The following is a 20154-nucleotide window of genomic DNA, read 5'->3' as shown; positions in this document are numbered from 1 at the left end:
ATCAATCGCCGACCAAGGCACCGTTCGCGGGCGCCAGGAATTCGTCCCGTGGTTCCTATGCCTCTGTCGCCAGCCGGGTCTCGTGCCGCAACGTATTGGCGTCGAGGAATCTGCAGATGTCCGGCGCGTAGCTTTCCAGGGCTTCGCTGGTCAGCAGGATGTTGTGGTGATATGGCACCTTCAGCTCGGTCACGTCCCCGCGGATGTACTTCTTGAAGAATTCGTATTTCTCCGGGCGATCGGAGTCCTTGGCGATGATCATCAGTACGTTTCCATGGAAGGGGGATGGATCGCGGTAGTAGGCCAGGCGGATGTTGTTGCTCTGGATGGCGCTCATCCGCGCGATCATGGTTTGCTTCAGGTCCTCCGACGCCGTCTGGTAGTCCCTGTAGCTGGAAAGGCGCGATTCGAGGTCCAGGCGGTGCTCTTCGACGGCCTGCTGCGGCCACTCCTCGTCGTAGAGCGGTGCGCCGTCGATCATGATCAGCTTGGCCACCGCCAGGCCGCGTTTCTGCATTTCGGCCGACATGGCGTGGGCGACGATGGCGCCGAACGACCAGCCGAGCAGGTGATAGGGGCCCATGGGCTGGATGACCTGGATCTGCTCGATATAGTCGGCGCACATGTCGGTGATCGTCTCCGGCAACGTGTCGTCGTCGTTCAGTCCGCGCGCCTCCAGCGCATAGACCGGCAGATCCGTGGGAAGGTGCCGCAGCAGCGCCATGTACGGGCGCCCGAATCCGCTGCCAGGGTGGATGCAGAACAAGGGGGGACGTTCACCGCTGCGCTTGAGCGCTAGTGGCTTGCCCTGCGGCGGGCGCTTGGTGAGATCGTCGATCTTTAACGCGATGCGCTCGATGGTCTCCTCCTCGAAGACGATGCGGATCGGTAGGTTCACGTTAAACGCCTTATTGACGCGGGCTACCAGCAGCGTGGCGAGCAGCGAGTCACCGCCCAGGTCGAAGAATGCGTCGCGCACCCCGATGTCCTGGATGCCCAGTAGTTGCTGCCATATCTCCAGGAGCTGGAACTCGATGGTGGTGCTCGGCGCGACGCAGGCGGTGCCGCCGCCACGGACATAGAGCTGCATGCCCGCCGCGTCCTGGGGCGACTTGTCGATCCACTTCTCCATGCGCGCCTGCAGATCCACGGTCGAATGGACGAGTTGCGGCACATCCGACCATGACAGGGCGTATGCAAGCGCTTGCGCGCCTTCGCGGCCATCGACGCCATGGGCGTTTTCCTTGGCGGGCTCGCCGGCGAAGTGCCAGCCGTCCCAGTTGATGCTGAGCCATGCCTCGTCTCCTTGCGCATGCCGCGCGGTGGCAAAGGCGTCCATGTAGGCGTTCGCGGCGGCGTATGCCGAAAAGCCCAGGCCGCCCAGCACGCTCGACAGCGATGACATCAGGACGCAAAAGTCCACGCGCCGGTGTTTCAGCACGCGCTGCAGCACCATCGTCCCCTTGACCTTGGGAAGGAACTGGGCGCGGTTGCGCTCGAGCGTCGTGTCGGCCAGGGAGTGCATCGAATCGCGGACCTGGCCCGCGCAATGGATCACGCCGTCGATGTCGCCGAAACGGATTTCGGCCTGCTCGAAGGCATCGATCATCTGTGCCTCGTCGGTAACGTCGGCCTGGCAGACGAGGACCTGCGCGCCCCTGGACTCGAGCGCGAGCAGCCGTCCCAGCTTCGGAACCACAGGGTCGCTCGGGCTGCGCTCGGCGATCCAGTTGGCCCATAGCGAACGCGGCGGCAGTTCGTCGCGCACGATCAGCACCAACTTGGCGGACATCGCTGACAGGTGTTCGGCGAGCGCGTATCCGACCTTGCCCAGACCGCCGGTGATCACGTAGACGCCGCCGCGTTTGATGCGTGGCTGCAGGCGCTCGTCCGGCACCTTGCGGGGCTCGTAGGTTTGCGTCCAGCGCGCTCCGTTGCGAAAGGCGACGACGCTGTCGTTGCGTTCGGTCATCAGTTCGCCGAAGAGGCTGGCGCTTGCCGCGGACAGGGCGCCCTCGCTGCGGTCTTCCGTGTACGGGTCACTGAGATCGATAAGTCGCGAGCGCAGGTTCGGATGTTCTTGCGGTGCAACCTTGCACAGGCCGAGGATCGGTGCATGGTGCGGCGCGAGCAGTTCCGCGCCGGTCACACGAAACAGGTCGTGCGTCACCACGTGCATCGCCGCGTCGTCGGCCTGCAGCCGCGCCATCAGGATGGCGATGGCGAACGCCAGGCTGCAGTAGCCGTTGCGCTGCTGCGCCAGGAACAGGTCGAAGCCGCGCAGTTCGCTCTGCGCCTGGCAGCGCTCCAACGACCAGAGGTGCACCAGGCGGTCGATGCGCAGACCGTCGCGTTCCAGGTGGTCGGCAAGTTCACCATAGTGGCGCGGGTCGTCGGCAACGATCGCGTAGTCGTCCGGACCGAGACGGGCGAATAGATCGCCATTGCACACCGTGATCGTCCGCTGCCCCGCGTGACGCAGTTGCTGCACGAGGCGCTCGCCGATTCCACCGCGATCGGCCATCACCACCCAGGTCAGCGGATGCGTGGCGTGAGCGCTGCCCGGCCTGGCCTTGCTGCCGCGCAACCGCCACAACGGAGCGTAGAACCAGTCTTGCTGATGCGGACGGCGCGCGTCGGCAGACGGTGCTGCTTGCGCAACATGACGGGGGGCATCCACCCAGAACCGACGGCGCTGGAACGGATAGGTCGGCAGCGGCACGCGTCGCCTGCGTGCGGGGGCGTGATAGGCGGCCCAGTCGATGACGCCGGCGCCATGCACCCAGATCTGGCCGATGCAACGCTGCAGTGATCGGGCGTCATGATCCGATGTGGTGGCGTGGCCGAGGGCCGGGACCACGGTATGTGCGCTTGCATGCACGCGCTGCCGGGCGAAGCCGCTCAGCGCCTGCCCGGGGCCCACCTCGACGAAGACGCATCGGCTCCTCAGTGGCGAGGTCGGCGACAGCAGGACGTCCATGCCTTCGGCGAAGCGGACCGTGCCGCGCAGGTGCCGCACCCAGTATTCCACGTCGGTCGCTTCCTCGGCGGAAATGAAGCCGCCGCTGAGGTTCGACACGTAGGCGAGGCGGGGCGCATGCATCGACACGGTGCTCAGCGTCTTGCGCCATGCAGCGAGCATCGGCTCCATCATCGCCGAATGGAAGGCGTGCGATGTTTCCAGATCCCGGCAGTCGATGCCCTCGGCGACCAACTTTTCACGTAGTGCAGCGATGGCGGCGGGGGCGCCGGACACCGTGCATTTGCCCTTGGCGTTGACTGCGGCGATGTCCACAGCGCAGTCGGACAGCCTCGCCCGCAGGCGTTCCTCGTCCTCGCGCACGGACAGCATCCGCCCCGGTGCCATTGCCTGCATCAGGCGGCCGCGCGTTGCGACCAGCCTCAATCCATCCTGCAGGGAAAATACGCCCGCCAGGCAAGCGGCGACGTATTCGCCCAGGCTGTGGCCGATCATCGCATCCGGAGTGAGTCCGTAGGACTGCAGCAGCCGGGCCATGCTGTACTCCACGGCGAACAGCGCCGGCTGTGCGAGCCAGGTCTGGACCAATTGCCGGTTGGCATCCTCGCGTGCCTCGTGCGGTGGATACAGCAACTCGCGCAGGTCCAGGCCAAGCGCGGTACGCAATCCTTCCGCACAGACGTCCAGTTGTTCGCGGAACACCGGTTCGGTCTTGTACAACTCGCCGGCCATCCCTGCGTGCTGCGCTCCCTGTCCGGGGAACATCCAGATCAGCGAAGCATGCGGGTCCGACGTGTTGGTCGCCTCGGCCGGGGCCGAGGTCAGCGCTGTGGCGGCGTCCGCGGCCGTCGTGCAGACCACCGCGCGGCGCCAGGCGTGCGCCGTGCGGCCGGTTTGCAGCGTGTAGGCAACATCTGCCAGCGGCGCCGCCTGGTCGCTACGCAGATAGTCCGCAAGCCGCGTACTTGCCGCCTGCAAGGCCTCCGCGCTGCGTGCCGACAGTAGCAGCAACTGCGCCGGCCGCGTTGCCGAGTCGCTCGCCGCCGGCGGCGCTTCCTCCAGTACGACGTGCGCGTTGGTGCCGCCGATACCGAACGCGCTGACGCCGGCGCGGCGCGGCCCGTCCTGCGTGGGCCAGGGGCGCAGTTGGGTATTCACGTAGAACGGACTGGCGGCGAAGTCGATCTCGGGGTTGGGCTGGAGGTAGTTGATGCTCGGCGGCAACTGCCCGTGCTTGAGTGCCTCCACCGTCTTGATCAGGCCGGCCATGCCGGCCGCGGTATCCAGGTGACCGATGTTGGGTTTGACCGATCCGATGGCGCAGCGTTGCGCAGGCTCGCCAGCGAAGGCGTGGCTGAGTGCGCGCATTTCGATCGGATCGCCCAGCACGGTGCCGGTGCCATGCGCTTCCACGTAGCCGATGCTCGCCGGCGATACGTCCGCGTTGCGCTGAGCCTGCTGGATGACCCGCGCCTGTCCGATCACGCTCGGGGCGGTGTAGCCGACCTTGTCGGCGCCATCGTTGTTGACCGCCGATCCTTTGATCACGGCGTGAATGGTGTCGTTATCGGCCAGAGCATGGTCCAGCCGCTTGAGCAGTACCACGCCCGCCCCGTTGCCGGCCCGCGTTCCCCGCGCGTCACGGTCGAAGGCACGGCAATGGCCGTCCGGCGAGTTGATGTTGCCTTCCTCGTATCGATAGCCGCCTGGACCGAATTCGGCGATGCCGGCCGCACCGGCAAGCGCCATCCGGCTCTCGCCTTGCGCAACGCTGCGGCAGGCAAGGTGCACGGCCACCAGTGAGGTGGAACAGGCGGTGTTGACGTTGACGGCCGGGCCCGACAGGTTCAGCTTGTAAGAGATGCGCGTGGCGGCGAAGTCCTTGCTGTTGGCGTGCACGATGCTGGTGCCCAGCGCCGAAAAGGCGTCCAGCTGCGGCAGCAGGTGTTGCAGCACGTATTGGTTTTCGCCAACGCCGACGAAGACGCCGACCGGCCGTTCGCTTCGGGCATCGCCGTAGCCTGCGGTCTCCAACGCCTCATGCGCGCATTCCAGCAGGATGCGCTGCTGCGGATCGGTCACTTCCGCCTCGCGCGGGGTGAAGCCGAAATAGTCGGCGTCGAAGTCGGTCACGTTGTCCAGCAGGCTTCGCACCGGCACGAACCCGGGATGGTCGAGCAGGGCCGGTTCCACTGCGGCATCCAGCAGCTCTTCCCGGCTGAAGCGGCGCAGCGATTCCACGCCGTTGGCGATGTTGGCCCACAAGGTCGCGACGTCGCTGGCGCCGGGAAAACGGCCGGCCATGCCGATCACCGCGATCGCGCATCCCGGATCGGAGGCGGCGGACTGCTCCGGCGTCGGGCCGACCGCCGCCGGTTGCTGTATGCCGACCGATATGTGCTCAGACAGTCTGGCGATGGTCGGGTGCGCGAACAGGTCGGTGATGGAGATGTCGACACCGATGTTGTCGTGGATCTTCTGCCGCAGCGCGATGATGTGCAGCGAGGTGCCGCCCACATCGAAGAAGTTGTCGTGCATGCCGACGCGATCGAGCGCGAGAAGTTCCTGCCAGATGCCGGCCAGCAGCGTTTCGGCCTGGCTTCGGGGTGGGACGTAGTCGTGGCGCGCGAAGGCGCCATCGTCGGGCGCCGGCAACGCGTTGCGGTCGAGTTTGCCGCCTGGGGTCAGCGGCAATGTGTGCAGGATGACGAACGCGGCTGGCACCATGTAGTCGGGCAGGCCGGCGGCCAGGTGCGCGCGTAGTCGCGCGATCAGTTCAGAGGTGCCGTCGTTGCTGCCCGGTTCGCTGTGCGCACGGGGGACGACATAGGCGACCAGGCGCCTGTCTGTGCCCTCGCCACGCGCGAGCACGACGTTGTCGCGCACGTTGGGGTGCGCGGCCAGACGGGCCTCGATCTCGCCCAGTTCGATGCGGAAGCCGCGCAGCTTGACCTGGTGGTCGTTGCGACCGAGAAATTCGATGCTGCCGTCAGGCAGGTGGCGCGCCAGGTCGCCGGAGCGGTACAGGCGGGCGTCGGGATCGGCGACGAACGGGTCCTGCAGGAAGCGTTCGGCGCTGAGCGCCGGACGGTTCAGGTAGCCGCGGGCAACGCCGACGCCGCCGATGCACAGTTCCCCCACCGCGCCGGGTGGCACCAGCTGACCGTGCGCGTCGAGGATGTAGACGCGGGTATTGGCGACGGGGCGGCCGATGAGCGTTGCCGGGTCTTGCGCACGTACCACCTGGCTGGTGGCGTTGACGGTCGTCTCGGTCGGGCCGTAGCAGTTGAACAGCGTCGGCCTGACGCCCCCGTCACCGAACCAGGCCTGCAGCGCGTGCCGGCTGGTCGCTTCGCCACCGATGACGATGTGGCGCAGCGTCCGCGGTGCACGTGCTTCGCTCCATGCGTCGGCCCACTGCGACCAGAGCGAGGTGGGCAGGCTGAGCGCGGTGATGCCGTGGGCGGTGCAAAGCTCGTTGAACGTGGACGCGGAGGCTAGCCAGGCATCGGTCCGCAGCACCAACGTGGCGCCGCTGCAAAGCGCGCCGAAGATTTCCTCCACCGAGACGTCGAAGCATGGCGACGAGAACTGCAGGAGGCGATCGTGCGCAGTCAGCCCGTAGAGGCTTTTCAGTGCCCAGATCTGATTGCAGACCGAGCCATGTTCGATCATTACGCCCTTGGGAGTTCCGGTGGACCCAGAGGTATAGATGACGTAGGCCAGATGACGGGCGTGCAGGCCGAGGGCGTGCGGATCCGGATCGGTCTGCGGCTGCTGGTGCCAGGCCGGATGCGGGTGGTCCAGGTCCAGCACGTGGCGGCCCGGCAGCGCCCCGTCGCCGAGGGCGATGCGGCCGGCGGCATCGACCAGCAGCAGGGCCGGATCGGCATCGTCGAGGATCTGCTGCAGGCGTGCGGCGGGATAGTCCGGATCCAGCGGCACGTAGGCGCCGCCAGCCTTGAGGATGGCGAGCAGGCCCACGACCATGGCGAAGGAGCGCTGCACGCACAGGGCGACCAGGCCATCGGGGCGCAGGCCCTGGGCGATGAGGTGGTGCGCGAGCTGGTTGGCCTGTGCGTTGAGCGCGGCGTAGCTGAGCGTGTGCGTGTCCAGGACCAGGGCCGTGGCATGCGGGCTGCGCTGCACCTGCTCCTCGAACAGTTGGTGGAGGCAGCGATCGTCGGGATAGGGCGCCGTGGTCTGGTTCCAGGTCTCCAGCAACAGCTGGCGCTCCTGCGGTGCCAGCAGGTCGATGCGGGACAGCGGCTGGTCGTCGGCCTGGACCATGGCCGCAAGCTGGGTCATCAGGTAGCCGGCCTGGCGCGCGATGGTGGCCGCATCGAACAGGTCGGTGGCGTAGTGGAGGTGGCCCTGGATGACGTCGCCGACCTCGCCCAGGCTGAGCTCCAGGTCGAACTTGATCCGGTCGAAGGGCGTGGCCAGCGGTTCGGCCAGCAGGCCGGGCAGGTCGAGCGTGCCGGGATCGTTGTTCTGCCAGTCGAACAGGACCTGGAACAGCGGGGCGTGCTCCAGCTGTCGTGGCGGATTGATCCGCTCGACGATCTGCTCGAAGGGAACGTCCTGGTGGTCCTGGGCACCCAGGGCGGCGGCGCGCACGCGTTCGAGCAGGCCACCGACGGTCGGCTCGCCGGACAGGTCGATGCGCAGCGGCAAGGTGTTGACGAAGAAGCCGACCAGCGGCTCGATCTCCTGCCGGCTGCGGTTGGCCGACGGGGTGCCGATGACCACGTCGTGCTGGCCGGCCAGACGCGCCAGCACGGCGGCCCAGGCGGCGGCCAGGGTCATGAACAGGGTGGTCTGGTGCTGTTGGCCGAGGCGTTTGAGTGCGCGGGTCAGCGTGGCATCGAGCGCGATCGGCACGCTGGCGCCGGCATGGGACGGCGTGGCCGGGCGTGGCCGGTCGGTCGGCAGGGTGAGCAGGACCGGCGCATCGGCCAGGCAGCGGCTCCAGTAGTCCAGTTGCTTGCCCAGGCGCTCGGCGGTGAACCAGCGCCGCTGCCAGGCGGCGTAGTCCGGGTACTGCACGGCCAACGGCGGCAGCGGATCGGGCTGGCCGGCGACCATGGCCCGGTAGAGCGCACCGAGTTCGTTGATCAGGATGCCCAGCGACCAGCCATCGGAGACGATGTGGTGCTGGGTGATCAGCAGCACGTGGTCGGCCTGTCCCAGGCGCAACAGGCGACCGCGGATGAGCGGGCCGCGCGCCAGGTCGAAGGGAGCGAGGACTTCGTCGAGGGCGAGCCTGGCGATGGCCGCGGCCTGGTCGGGCTGGAGGCCGAGGTCGTGCTCGACCAGGGGGAAGGCCTGTCCGGCGGGCAGCAGGTGCGCCAGCGGTTGACCATCGGCACTGGTGGCGAAGACGGTGCGCAAGGCGGCATGCCGCTGGAGCAGGGCGTCCAGGGCACGGCGCAGGGCGAGCGGGTCGAGGTCGCCGCGCAGGCGCAGGGCGCCGGGCATGTGGTAGGCGGTGCCGGTGCCTTCGAGCTGGGCCAGGAACCACAGGCGCTGCTGGGCGAAGGACAGCGGCAGGGTGTCGCCGTGGTGGACCGGGACGATGGCCGGCAACGACGCCGTGGCGGCGCCGCTCTGGTGGCGGGTGACGGCGTGTGCCAGTTCGCGCAGCGTCGGGTGGGCGAAGACCTCGGCCAGCGACAGGCGGACGCCGCAGGCTGCCTCGATGCGGCTAAGCAGGCGCACGGCGAGCAGGGAGTTGCCGCCGAGGGCGAAGAACTGGTCGTGGCGGCCGATCCGTTCGCGCCCCAGCAACCGGCACCAGGCCTCGGCGAGGATGGCCTCGGTGCCCGGGTGCGGCGGCGCGTAGGCATGCCGGGCGAAGGCGTCGTCCTGCGGCGCGGGCAAGGCCTTGCGGTCGAGCTTGCCGTTGGCGCTCAGCGGCAGGGCAGGCAGGCACACGAACGCGGCCGGCACCATGTAGTCGGGCAGGGTGCGGGCCAGGAACGTACGCAAGGTGGTGACCAGCGCATCGCTGGGCGCATCGCTGGGCGCATCGGCGGGCGTCTCGCGCGGGACGACATAGGCGACCAGGCGCATGTGCGCTGCCTCGCCCAGGGCCAGCACAACGGTGCTGTGCACGGCTGGATGTTCGGCAATGCGCGCCTCGATCTCGCCCAGTTCGATGCGGAAGCCGCGCAGCTTGACCTGGTGGTCGATGCGGCCGAGGAACTCGATGGCGCCATCGGCGCGGTAGCGCGCCAGATCGCCGGTCCGGTACAGACGTGCCTCAGGATCGGCGGCGAAGGGATCGGGGAGGAAGCGCTCGGTGGTGAGCTGGGGGCGGTTCAAATACCCTCTGGCCACGCCGACGCCGCCGATATGCAGTTCGCCGACGGCGCCGAGCGGCACCGGTTGGCCGTTGCCGTCGAGCAGGTAGATCGTGGTGTTGGCGATGGGACGGCCGATGGGCACGCTCTCCCCGGCGAAGGCGGGCGGGCAGGTCCAGGCGGTCACATCGATCGCCGCTTCGGTGGGGCCGTAGAGGTTGTGGAGGGCGGTCCAGGGCAGGCGCCGTTGGGCCAGGCGCACGCTGCTGGCGGGCAGGGCCTCGCCGCTGCAGACCAGGTGGCGCAGCGTGGTGCAGCGTTCCACGCCGGGGGTCTGCAGGAACAGGGCCAGCATGGAGGGCACGAAATGCGCGGTGGTAACGCCGTGGTGCACGAACAGTGCGGCCAGGGCATCGGGATCCTTGTGCGCCCCCGGCGGCGCCAGGGCCAGGGTAGCCCCGTTCAGCAGTGGCCAGAAGAACTCCCAGACCGATACGTCGAAGCCGAAGGGAGTCTTCTGCACGACGACGTCGCGGGCGTCGAGGCGATAGGCCTGCTGCATCCAGACCAGGCGGTTGACGAGGGCGCGGTGCTCGTTCTGGGCGCCCTTGGGGGTTCCGGTGGACCCGGAGGTGTAGATGACGTAGGCCAGGTGGCGGGCGTGCAGGCCGAGGGCGTGCGGATCCGGATCGGTCTGCGGCTGTTGGTGCCAGGCCGGATGCGGATGGTCCAGGTCCAGCACGTGGCGGCCCGGCAGCGCCCCGTCGCCGAGGGCGATGCGGCCGGCGGCATCGACCAGCAGCAGGGCCGGATCGGCATCGTCGAGGATCTGCTGCAGGCGTGCGGCGGGATAGTCCGGATCCAGCGGCACGTAGGCGCCGCCGGCCTTGAGGATGGCGAGCAGGCCCACGACCATGGCGAAGGAGCGCTGCACGCACAGGGCGACCAGGCCATCGGGGCGCAGGCCCTGGGCGATGAGGTGGTGCGCGAGCTGGTTGGCCTGTGCGTTGAGCGCGGCGTAGCTGAGCGTGTGCGTGTCCAGGACCAGGGCCGTGGCGTGCGGGCTGCGTTGCACCTGCTCCTCGAACAGCTGGTGGAGGCAGCGATCGTCGGGATAGGGGGCCGCGGTCTGGTTCCAGGTCTCCAGCAACAGCTGGCGCTCCTGCGGTGCCAGCAGGTCGATGCGGGACAGCGGCTGGTCGTCGGCCTGGACCATGGCCGCGAGCAGGGTCATCAGGTAGCCGGCCTGGCGCGCGATGGTGGCCGCATCGAACAGGTCGGTGGCGTAGTGGAGGTGGCCCTGGATGACGTCGCCGACCTCGCCCAGGCTGAGCTCCAGGTCGAACTTGATCCGGTCGAAGGGCGTGGCCAGCGGTTCGGCCAGCAGGCCGGGCAGGTCGAGCGTGCCGGGATCGTTGTTCTGCCAGTCGAACAGGACCTGGAACAGCGGGGCGTGCTCCAGCTGTCGTGGCGGATTGATCCGCTCGACGATCTGCTCGAAGGGAACGTCCTGGTGGTCCTGGGCACCCAGGGCGGCGGCGCGCACGCGTTCGAGCAGGCCACCGACGGTCGGCTCGCCGGACAGGTCGATGCGCAGCGGCAAGGTGTTGACGAAGAAGCCGACCAACGGCTCGATCTCCTGCCGGCTGCGGTTGGCCGACGGGGTGCCGATGACCACGTCGTGCTGGCCGGCCAAGCGCGCCAGCACGGCGGCCCAGGCGGCGGCCAGGGTCATGAACAGGGTGGTCTGATGCTGTTGGCCGAGGCGTTTGAGTGCGCGGGTCAGCGTGGCATCGAGCGCGATCGGCACGCTGGCGCCGGCATGGGACGGCGTGGCCGGGCGTGGCCGGTCGGTCGGCAGGGTGAGCAGGACCGGCGCATCGGCCAGGCAGCGGCTCCAGTAGTCCAGTTGCTTGCCCAGGCGCTCGGCGGTGAACCAGCGCCGCTGCCAGGCGGCGTAGTCCGGGTACTGCACGGCCAACGGCGGCAGCGGATCGGGCTGGCCGGCGACCATGGCCCGGTAGAGCGCACCGAGTTCGTTGATCAGGATGCCCAGCGACCAGCCATCGGAGACGATGTGGTGCTGGGTGATCAGCAGCACGTGGTCGGCCTGTCCCAGGCGCAACAGGCGACCGCGGATGAGCGGGCCGCGCGCCAGGTCGAAGGGAGCGAGGACTTCGTCGAGGGCGAGCCTGGCGATGGCCGCGGCCTGGTCGGGCTGGAGGCCGAGGTCGTGCTCGACCAGGGGGAAGGCCTGTCCGGCGGGCAGCAGGTGCGCCAGCGGTTGACCATCGGCACTGGTGGCGAAGACGGTGCGCAAGGCGGCATGCCGCTGGAGCAGGGCGTCCAGGGCACGGCGCAGGGCGAGCGGGTCGAGGTCGCCGCGCAGGCGCAGGGCGCCGGGCATGTGGTAGGCGGTGCCGGTGCCTTCGAGCTGGGCCAGGAACCACAGGCGCTGCTGGGCGAAGGACAGCGGCAGGGTGTCGCCGTGGTGGACCGGGACGATGGCCGGCAACGACGCCGTGGCGGCGCCGCTCTGGTGGCGGGTGACGGCGTGTGCCAGTTCGCGCAGCGTCGGGTGGGCGAAGACCTCGGCCAGCGACAGGCGGACGCCGCAGGCTGCCTCGATGCGGCTAAGCAGGCGCACGGCGAGCAGGGAGTTGCCGCCGAGGGCGAAGAACTGGTCGTGGCGGCCGATCCGTTCGCGCCCCAGCAACCGGCACCAGGCCTCGGCGAGGATGGCCTCGGTGCCCGGGTGCGGCGGCGCGTAGGCATGCCGGGCGAAGGCGTCGTCCTGCGGCGCGGGCAAGGCCTTGCGGTCGAGCTTGCCGTTGGCGCTCAGCGGCAGGGCAGGCAGGCACACGAACGCGGCCGGCACCATGTAGTCGGGCAGAGTGCGGGCCAGGAACGTACGCAAGGTGGTGACCAGCGCATCGGCGGGCGTCTCGCGCGGGACGACATAGGCGACCAGGCGCATGTGCGCCGCCTCGCCCAGGGCCAGCACGACGGTGCTGTGCACGGCTGGATGTTCGGCAATGCGCGCCTCGATCTCGCCCAGTTCGATGCGGAAGCCGCGCAGCTTGACCTGGTGGTCGATGCGGCCGAGGAACTCGATGGCGCCATCGGCGCGGTAGCGCGCCAGATCGCCGGTCCGGTACAGACGTGCCTCAGGATCGGCGGCGAAGGGATCGGGGAGGAAGCGCTCGGTGGTGAGCTGGGGGCGGTTCAAATACCCTCTGGCCACGCCGACGCCGCCGATATGCAGTTCGCCGACGGCGCCGAGCGGCACCGGTTGGCCGTTGCCGTCGAGCAGGTAGATCGTGGTGTTGGCGATGGGACGGCCGATGGGCACGCTCTCCCCGGCGAAGGCGGGCGGGCAGGTCCAGGCGGTCACATCGATCGCCGCTTCGGTGGGGCCGTAGAGGTTGTGGAGGGCGGTCCAGGGCAGGCGCCGTTGGGCCAGGCGCACGCTGCTGGCGGGCAGGGCCTCGCCGCTGCAGACCAGGTGGCGCAGCGTGGTGCAGCGTTCCACGCCGGGGGTCTGCAGGAACAGGGCCAGCATGGAGGGCACGAAATGCGCAGTGGTAACGCCGTGGTGCACGAACAGTGCGGCCAGGGCATCGGGATCCTTGTGCGCCCCCGGCGGCGCCAGGGCCAGGGTAGCCCCGTTCAGCAGTGGCCAGAAGAACTCCCAGACCGATACGTCGAAGCCGAAGGGAGTCTTCTGCACGACGACGTCGCGGGCGTCGAGGCGATAGGCCTGCTGCATCCAGACCAGGCGGTTGACGAGGGCGCGGTGCTCGTTCTGGGCGCCCTTGGGGGTTCCGGTGGACCCGGAGGTGTAGATGACGTAGGCCAGGTGGCGGGCGTGCAGGCCGAGGGCGTGCGGATCCGGATCGGTCTGCGGCTGTTGGTGCCAGGCCGGATGCGGATGGTCCAGGTCCAGCACGTGGCGGCCCGGCAGCGCCCCGTCGCCGAGGGCGATGCGGCCGGCGGCATCGACCAGCAGCAGGGCCGGATCGGCATCGTCGAGGATCTGCTGCAGGCGTGCGGCGGGATAGTCCGGATCCAGCGGCACGTAGGCGCCGCCGGCCTTGAGGATGGCGAGCAGGCCCACGACCATGGCGAAGGAGCGCTGCACGCACAGGGCGACCAGGCCATCGGGACGCAGGCCCTGGGCGATGAGGTGGTGCGCGAGCTGGTTGGCCTGTGCGTTGAGCGCGGCGTAGCTGAGCGTGTGCGTGTCCAGGACCAGGGCCGTGGCATGCGGGCTGCGCTGCACCTGCTCCTCGAACAGCTGGTGGAGGCAGCGATCGTCGGGATAGGGGGCCGTGGTCTGGTTCCAGGTCTCCAGCAATAGCTGGCGTTCCTGCGGCGCCAGCAGGTCGATGCGGGACAGGGGCTGGTCTGGTGCATGTACGCTTGCCTCGAGCACGCGGACCAGCGCGTCTGCCATGCGCTCCATCGAGGCATCCTCGAAGAGGCTGCGGTTGAAGCGCCAATCCACGATCAATCCCGCATCCGACGCAACGGCGTCCACCTGCAGGTCGAACTTCACCGGAGCGCCGGGGTTGTCCAGTGCCTCGACGTCGATGCCAGGCAGGCGCAACCCGGCGCGCTCCTGTGTTTGCAGCGCCAGGAAAATTTGCACCAACGGCGTGTAGGCGGGGCTGCGCCCCGAGCACAAGGTGTCGACCAGGGTGTCGAAGGGCACGTCACGATGCTGCAGCGCTTCGATCACGGCCTCCCGGCTGAGCGCCAGGGCATCGGCGAACGTCATGTCGCCGCGCATTGGCACGCGTAGTACCAGCGTGTTGACGAACAAGCCGACGACCGTTTCCAGTTCCTTGCGTTGCCTGCCACTGACGGGGAAACCAAGAGTGATGTCGTCCTCGTTGCTGTAAGCAGACAGGACAGTGGTCAGTGCCGCATGCAGATACATGAAAAGCGTGGCGTTGCTGGCCTGGCATAGCGTCTGCGCGGCTTGCAGCCAGCGTTGCGGCAGAATCCGGCGGACGGTGCCGCCGTCGTAGACCTGGACTGCAGGCCGCGGTTTGTCCAGCGGCAGGCTGTGCAGCGCCGGCAAACCAGCCAGCTTTGCTTTCCAATAGTCGAGCTGCGCCAACTGTTCGGAACCCTCGGCCTGCTGGTTGCTCCATGCTGCGTAGTCGATGTAGTGGAGGGTCGGTGCCAGCAGCGCCGGCGGCGTGCCGGCGGAAAGCGCCGTATAGAGCGCGCTGATCTCGTGCTCCAGAATGCCGATGGACCACTCGTCGCCGGCGATGTGGTGGATATTCAGCAGCAGCATCCAGTTGCCGTTGCCGAGGTCGCTGCAGGTGGCGCGGAGCAATGGTCCGGCGGCAAGGTCGAAACGCCACCGGTTCTCGCGCTGCAGCAAGCGCTGCAGGGAATGCTCGGCCTCATCGGAGGTGGCCATGGAGAGATCGAGGTGCTCGAATGCCACGCGCCCTGTGGGCTGCACGCATTGCCGCACCTCGCCATCTTCCTCGGCAAAGACGGTCCTCAAGGCCTCGTGGCGCGCCACCAGCGTATCCAGCGCGGCCTGCATGTGCGCGGCATCGAAACTGCCGCGCACGCGATAGACGCCGACCATGTTGTATGCGCCATTCGCCTCCTCCAGCATGTGGAGCAGCCACATGCGGCGTTGCGCCGTGGATGCCGGAGCCGATGTCCTCGTCTCCGGGGCCAGTGCCGGGATGCCCGCGACATGCCGCGTCTCCGACTTGGCTAGTTGTTGCAGGATGTCCTGCTTGTGCCGGCGCAAAAGATCGAGCAGTGCGCGATCCGGGGTGGGACCATCGAAGTGGACGCGCAGATCGCCGTTGTTCTCGGCCAGACGGATGCCGCTGCGAACGCATTCGTTCAGGAGATCGTGAATGTTCATGTGCGCGCAGACGTCCGTTCCAAGGTGAAAGGGTTCATGGCGGGCTGGCGGCTGCCTGGGGGGCTGTCGCGTTCCACGCAACAGGCATCGCTCGGAGTGTTTTGGGTGGTGGACGCGATCACGCCGTTGTCGAACTTCAGCACCTTGTCGGCGAGATGGAAGTAACGCTCGTCGTGACTGACCACGATCGAGGTCTTGCCCAGCTTCTTCAGCCCGGGCAGGAAGGTGCCGTAGAAGAACTCGCGAAACTCCACATCCTGGTCCGCGGCCCACTCGTCGAAGACGTAGATCTCCGACTGCTCGAAGTAGGCAATCAGCAGGGCCAGGCGCTTACGCTGGCCATAGGACAGCCTGGTGGTGGACAGGCGTCCGTGCTCGACGCTGACCTTGTCGGAAAGATGCAGCCTGTCCAGCCAGTCTCGCACCTGCTCGGGCTCAATCTCCTTGCCGTGCTTCGCCACCAGCGTTTCGAACAGGTAATAATCCTGGAAAATCGCAGAAAAATACTGGAAGTGCGCCCGCTGGTCTGCCAACTGCACGCCATTGATCAGCACTTCGCCGGCATGGCGCTCGTACAATCCGGTCAGCAGCTTCGCCGCGGTGGTCTTGCCGCTTCCGTTGCCGCCGACGAAATAGACGATCTCGCCACGCGCGATGTCCAGGTCCAGCGGGCCGACATTGAACCCGGGACATTCTCCGTCCGGATTGTCATGGCGGAAAAACAGTCCTTTCGCCGACAGCGACTGAAACGGCTCCATCGCCAAAGGTGAGGAGGAGGCGGTATCCGTGGCATCGAGTCTGAGCGCATGCAGGTGCGCGATGGCCGCCTTGGCGGCATGCACGGTGCGGAACGAATTGATGAGGACCGTGAGCGGGCCGACGATATAGAAAATGGTCAGCACGAAGGTCACCACCGGTTCGCGGTTCGGCACGCCGATGTGCGAGGACAGGAACAGAAGCGTGCCGACCCCGATGAAGATGATCGCGGTCGCCCAGCTGTTGGAGATGTTGAGAAACAACTCCGCGGTCTTGGTGGCGTCCTTGTATTTTTGGGCGAATCCCTCCAGTTCATCCCGGATCAACCAGCCCTCCCGGTCCGGGTTCAGCTTGAGTTCCTTGCTGCCGTCGATGACCGCTTCGTAGCACTTGAACAGATCGTTCTCCACCTTGCGGCGCAACTGGAAGCGCGCCTCCGCCCGGTCGGCGATGACGACCTTGGCCACGTAGAGGCCGATGAGGAGGAGTACGAAGAAGACCAGGAACAGGCGGGATGAGATGACGGCGAGATAGACCAGGCACGCCAGCACCACGGTGATGTTGAACACGTAGTTGGGCAGCGCGACGAGGAAGTCGTGCAACGCAGGGACGTCGCGGGTGAGCGCGGCGTACAGCCGGTGGCGCCCGATGGCCTCGATTCTGCGAACCGATAGGTGGCTGATGGCCTGCACCAGCTTGTGACGGAGGCCATGCAGCATGTTGGCGCTGAGTCGCGACAGCGCCACCTGAGAAACCAGGCCGAACCCGACCATCAATACCAATGCGCCGGCAAATTCTGCGATTGCGTCCGGCGCGGCGACGGCGGCGCGCATGTCGCGGCCAACCAGGGCCAACAGCCAGATGTTGGCTGCGCCGGCAGCGATGCTGATCGCGCTGGCGAGCGCGATTTGCGGCTTGCTTTGCTTGACGACGTCCAACACCATGGCTTGATAGTCCGTTCTGCGCTCAAAGATCGATGAAGGTGTCCGATGACGCTTCCCGCAGATCGCATGTCGCGTGGCGCACGCGCTCCAGTTCCAGTTGCTGGATCAGCAAGCGGCCTTGTGCGGCGATCGTGGTGTTGGAGAACAGCAGCGGCAGGTCGACGCGCAGCGCGAATTCGCGTTCGATGGACGAGGCAAGCTTGAGCAGCAGCAAGGAGTCGCCGCCTCTCGAAAGAAAGTTCTCGTGAATGCCGATGCCTTGTTGCTGCAGCGTCTCCTGCCACAGCATGGTCAGACGGTGTTCGGTGTCATTGCGGGGTGACGCGTCGGCAGCCGCGCCGCGTGGTGCGGAGCCTGGCGCAGGCAATGCCTTGCGGTCCACCTTGCCGTTGGGGGTCAACGGCAGCGCGGAGAGCGGAATGAAGCGCGATGGCAGCATATGTGCCGGCAGGCGCATGGTCAGGAACCTGGCGAGATCGTCCAGCATCTCGGGCATGGCGGGATCTGCTTTGTCCTCGCCTGCCGGCGCCACGACGACATAGGCCAGCAGGATCCGGCCTTCGGCGACCCCCGCCGTGCCGTGGCCGACCACGGCGCATTCGGTGACCGCGGGGTGCTCCAGCAGGCATGCCTCGACTTCCCCTGGCTCGACCCGATAGCCGCGGATCTTCTCCTGATTGTCCTTGCGTCCTCTGTACTGCAGGCGGCCATCGCTGGTCCAGCGCGCCAGGTCGCCGGTCCGATAGACCCGAGTTTGCGCGTGGGGGTTGAACACGAACCGCTCCGCGGTGGGCGCGGGTTGGTTCAGATAGCCCCTGGCCAGACCGGCACCGGCGATATGGAGTTCGCCGACCATGCCGGTCGGAAGCGGATCGCCTGCCTCGTCCAGGACGTAGACCTGGGTGTTGTGGATAGGCCTTCCAATGGAGGCGTCCCCGCCTTTGCTGCGCAGGCAGACGGTGGAATAGGTCGTGCTTTCGGAGGGGCCGTAGAGGTCGTAGACCTTCACTGCCGCAAGCTGCATATAAAGCGCGTCCACCAACTCCTGCTGCAACAGTTCCCCGGCCAGGTTGAGGCAGCGCACAGAGGTGGGAATGGCTGCGGCATCGAGCAGTGCTCGGATCGCCGATGGAACCGTATTGATCAGCGAGACGCCGTCGAACTTCTGGTCCCTGAGCGCCAGCACGTTTTCTGCCAGGACGACGCGGCCGCCGATGGCGAGCGGCACGAAGAGTTCGAATACCGACAGGTCGAAGCAGATCGATGTTGCAGCGAGCACCGCGGACAACTCGCTGGCCGAATAGTGCGCGAGCGCCCATTGGATGAACGCGGCGGCGTTGCGATGCTCGATCAGGACGCCCTTGGGTCGCCCTGTCGAGCCGGAGGTGTAAATGACGTAGGCGACTTCCCGCGCGGACAGCCCGGTTGTCGCGCGCGCCGGATTCACCGCTGCACGCTCATCCTGTGCGGCCTTGGCGCAAGGGAGGTCCGTACGGATGGCTGACCCACCGACATCACCCAGGGCTTGGGCACCCACCGCGTCGGCGAGCAGGATCGCTGGGCGCGCATCGTCGAGAATGTGGCGTATCCGCGATGGTGGATAGGCAGGGTCGATCGGGACATAGGCAGAGCCGGACTTCAGCACGGCGAGCAACGCGACCACCAGTTCCAGCGATCTGCCATGGCACACACCCACCATGTGCCTAGGGCCGGCGCCTTGCTCGATCAGCCGGGCGGCCAGCAGGTTGGCCCTGCGGTTGAGTTCGGCATAAGTGAGCGTGGAATAGCCACGCGCCACGGCGACGGCGTCGGGTGTACGCCCGGCCTGCTCTTCGAAGAAATCGTGGATGCACGCGTCCGGGCGCAACGCGACGTCGGCGCCTTGCCAGACGCTGAACTGATCCTGCGATTCCTCCGCGAGCAGGAGCCGGTACGCAGCGACCTGCTGTCTGCCATCGGCAGCGACCTGGTGCAGGACGTGCACGAGCCTGTCGAGCACGGCCTGCGCGTCGGTCTCGCCGAAATGGCCGAGCGCATAGTCCAGATGCAGCCGCACGTCCTGGTTTCCATAGTCGCAAAGCACGAAGGTCAGTGGGACACGCTCCTGCGAGTGCGACAGGTAATGCGTTTCCACCGGCTCGCCATGGATCTGGAAATCGAAATCCAACTTCTGATAGTTGAAGGCGATTTCGTATGGGAGATCGTCGCTGGTGCCGTGCTTTTCGCGAAGTGCCCTGACCAGGTCGCCGAGCGGGAAGCGGCCATGGCGATAGTCCTGCCGCAGCACCGAGGCCACGTATTCGACCAGCTGGATGAAGGAGATGCAGGGTTGCGCGGCGAACCGATGCATGTTGACGTTGACGATGGAGCCGATGGTGTCCTTGTCATCCGCATTGCGTCGGTTGTGCACAGGCGAGCCGATGACGAGATCGGTGCGCTGGTACGACCTGGAAAAATAGAGGTACAGCGCTGCATGCATCACCGCGACCAGATCGGCCTTCGCGTCGGCGGCCAGTTGCCGCAGCGAGGTGAGCAAGGCCGCATCCAGGACTGCACTGACACGCTTGCTGCCAATTGCTGCCGGCGCATGCAAAAGCGGGAACAGCGCATCCCTTGTGCCAGTGTGGCGCGACAGCCAATGTTCGCGGCTGCGCAGATACTGCGGGCTGCCGCGATAGCCGGATTGGCGCCGCATGTGATCGACGAAGGAGCAGGGTGGGCGGCCGAGCGCCACCTCAGGAGCGGTCTCGCCCAGGTCTGCGTACATCCCAAGAAAGCGGCGCATCTGCAGGGCGAATCCCCAGCCATCCATGATGAGATGATGGGCTTTGGAGAAATACCAGTGCTCGCCGGATGCCAGCCGCAGCAGCGCATCTTCGAATACGTTCGATGCGATGTCGCCGAATGCCGTCGCCATGCGTTCCTCGATCCAGGCCAGCGCCGCCGCCGCGGTGGCAACATCCACGATGCGCAGTTCGGTCTGGCACACGTCGCTGAGAAACGGCGTGCAACGGCCCCCGACTTCGCGGAAACGCAGGCGATAGGCATCGTTTTCCTGCAACAGACGAGTGCGTGCCTGCCGAAAACGGCCAAGATCCAGCTCGCCGCGATAGACCTGATAGCCCCCGATGTTGTTCACCACCTTCCCGAAGAGCTGCCCCTCCAGATAGATGTCCTGCTGTGCCGGTGTCAATTCGAGAACCATGTGCTTCATCCAATCGCTTCCATCGCCATACGGTGATGCCGGACGTGCGACGCGGCTTA

General features: G+C 67.1%; 3 protein-coding genes. All 3 read right to left on the bottom strand.

Annotated elements, in window-relative coordinates; translation table 11 throughout:
* Positions 1–55: 55 nt before the first annotated feature.
* From QN245_RS11720 to QN245_RS11710, 3 genes are read right to left on the bottom strand one after another with little or no spacing between them, the layout of a single operon-like run.
* On the bottom strand, positions 56–15190 hold the full coding sequence (locus QN245_RS11720) for a non-ribosomal peptide synthetase/type I polyketide synthase (protein WP_317843246.1): 15135 nt from the start codon (positions 15188–15190) through the stop codon (positions 56–58).
* Positions 15187–16890 (bottom strand): cyclic peptide export ABC transporter, encoded by a 1704-nt coding sequence (locus tag QN245_RS11715; protein ID WP_317843245.1) that lies wholly within the window; start codon positions 16888–16890, stop codon positions 15187–15189. Before QN245_RS11715 ends, QN245_RS11720 begins: the two co-directional genes overlap by 4 nt.
* Before the next feature lie 22 nt (positions 16891–16912).
* Entirely contained in the window at positions 16913–20104 is a 3192-nt protein-coding gene (locus tag QN245_RS11710) for a non-ribosomal peptide synthetase (RefSeq protein ID WP_317843244.1), read from the bottom strand.
* Between the last annotated feature and the right edge of the window lie 50 nt (positions 20105–20154).

Origin of the sequence: Xanthomonas rydalmerensis, assembly GCF_033170385.1 — a bacterium.
GTDB classification, from domain to species: domain Bacteria; phylum Pseudomonadota; class Gammaproteobacteria; order Xanthomonadales; family Xanthomonadaceae; genus Xanthomonas_A; species Xanthomonas_A rydalmerensis.
The sequence above is the reverse complement of the archived record's forward strand: the minus strand, read 5'-3'. Positions and strand labels throughout refer to the sequence as shown.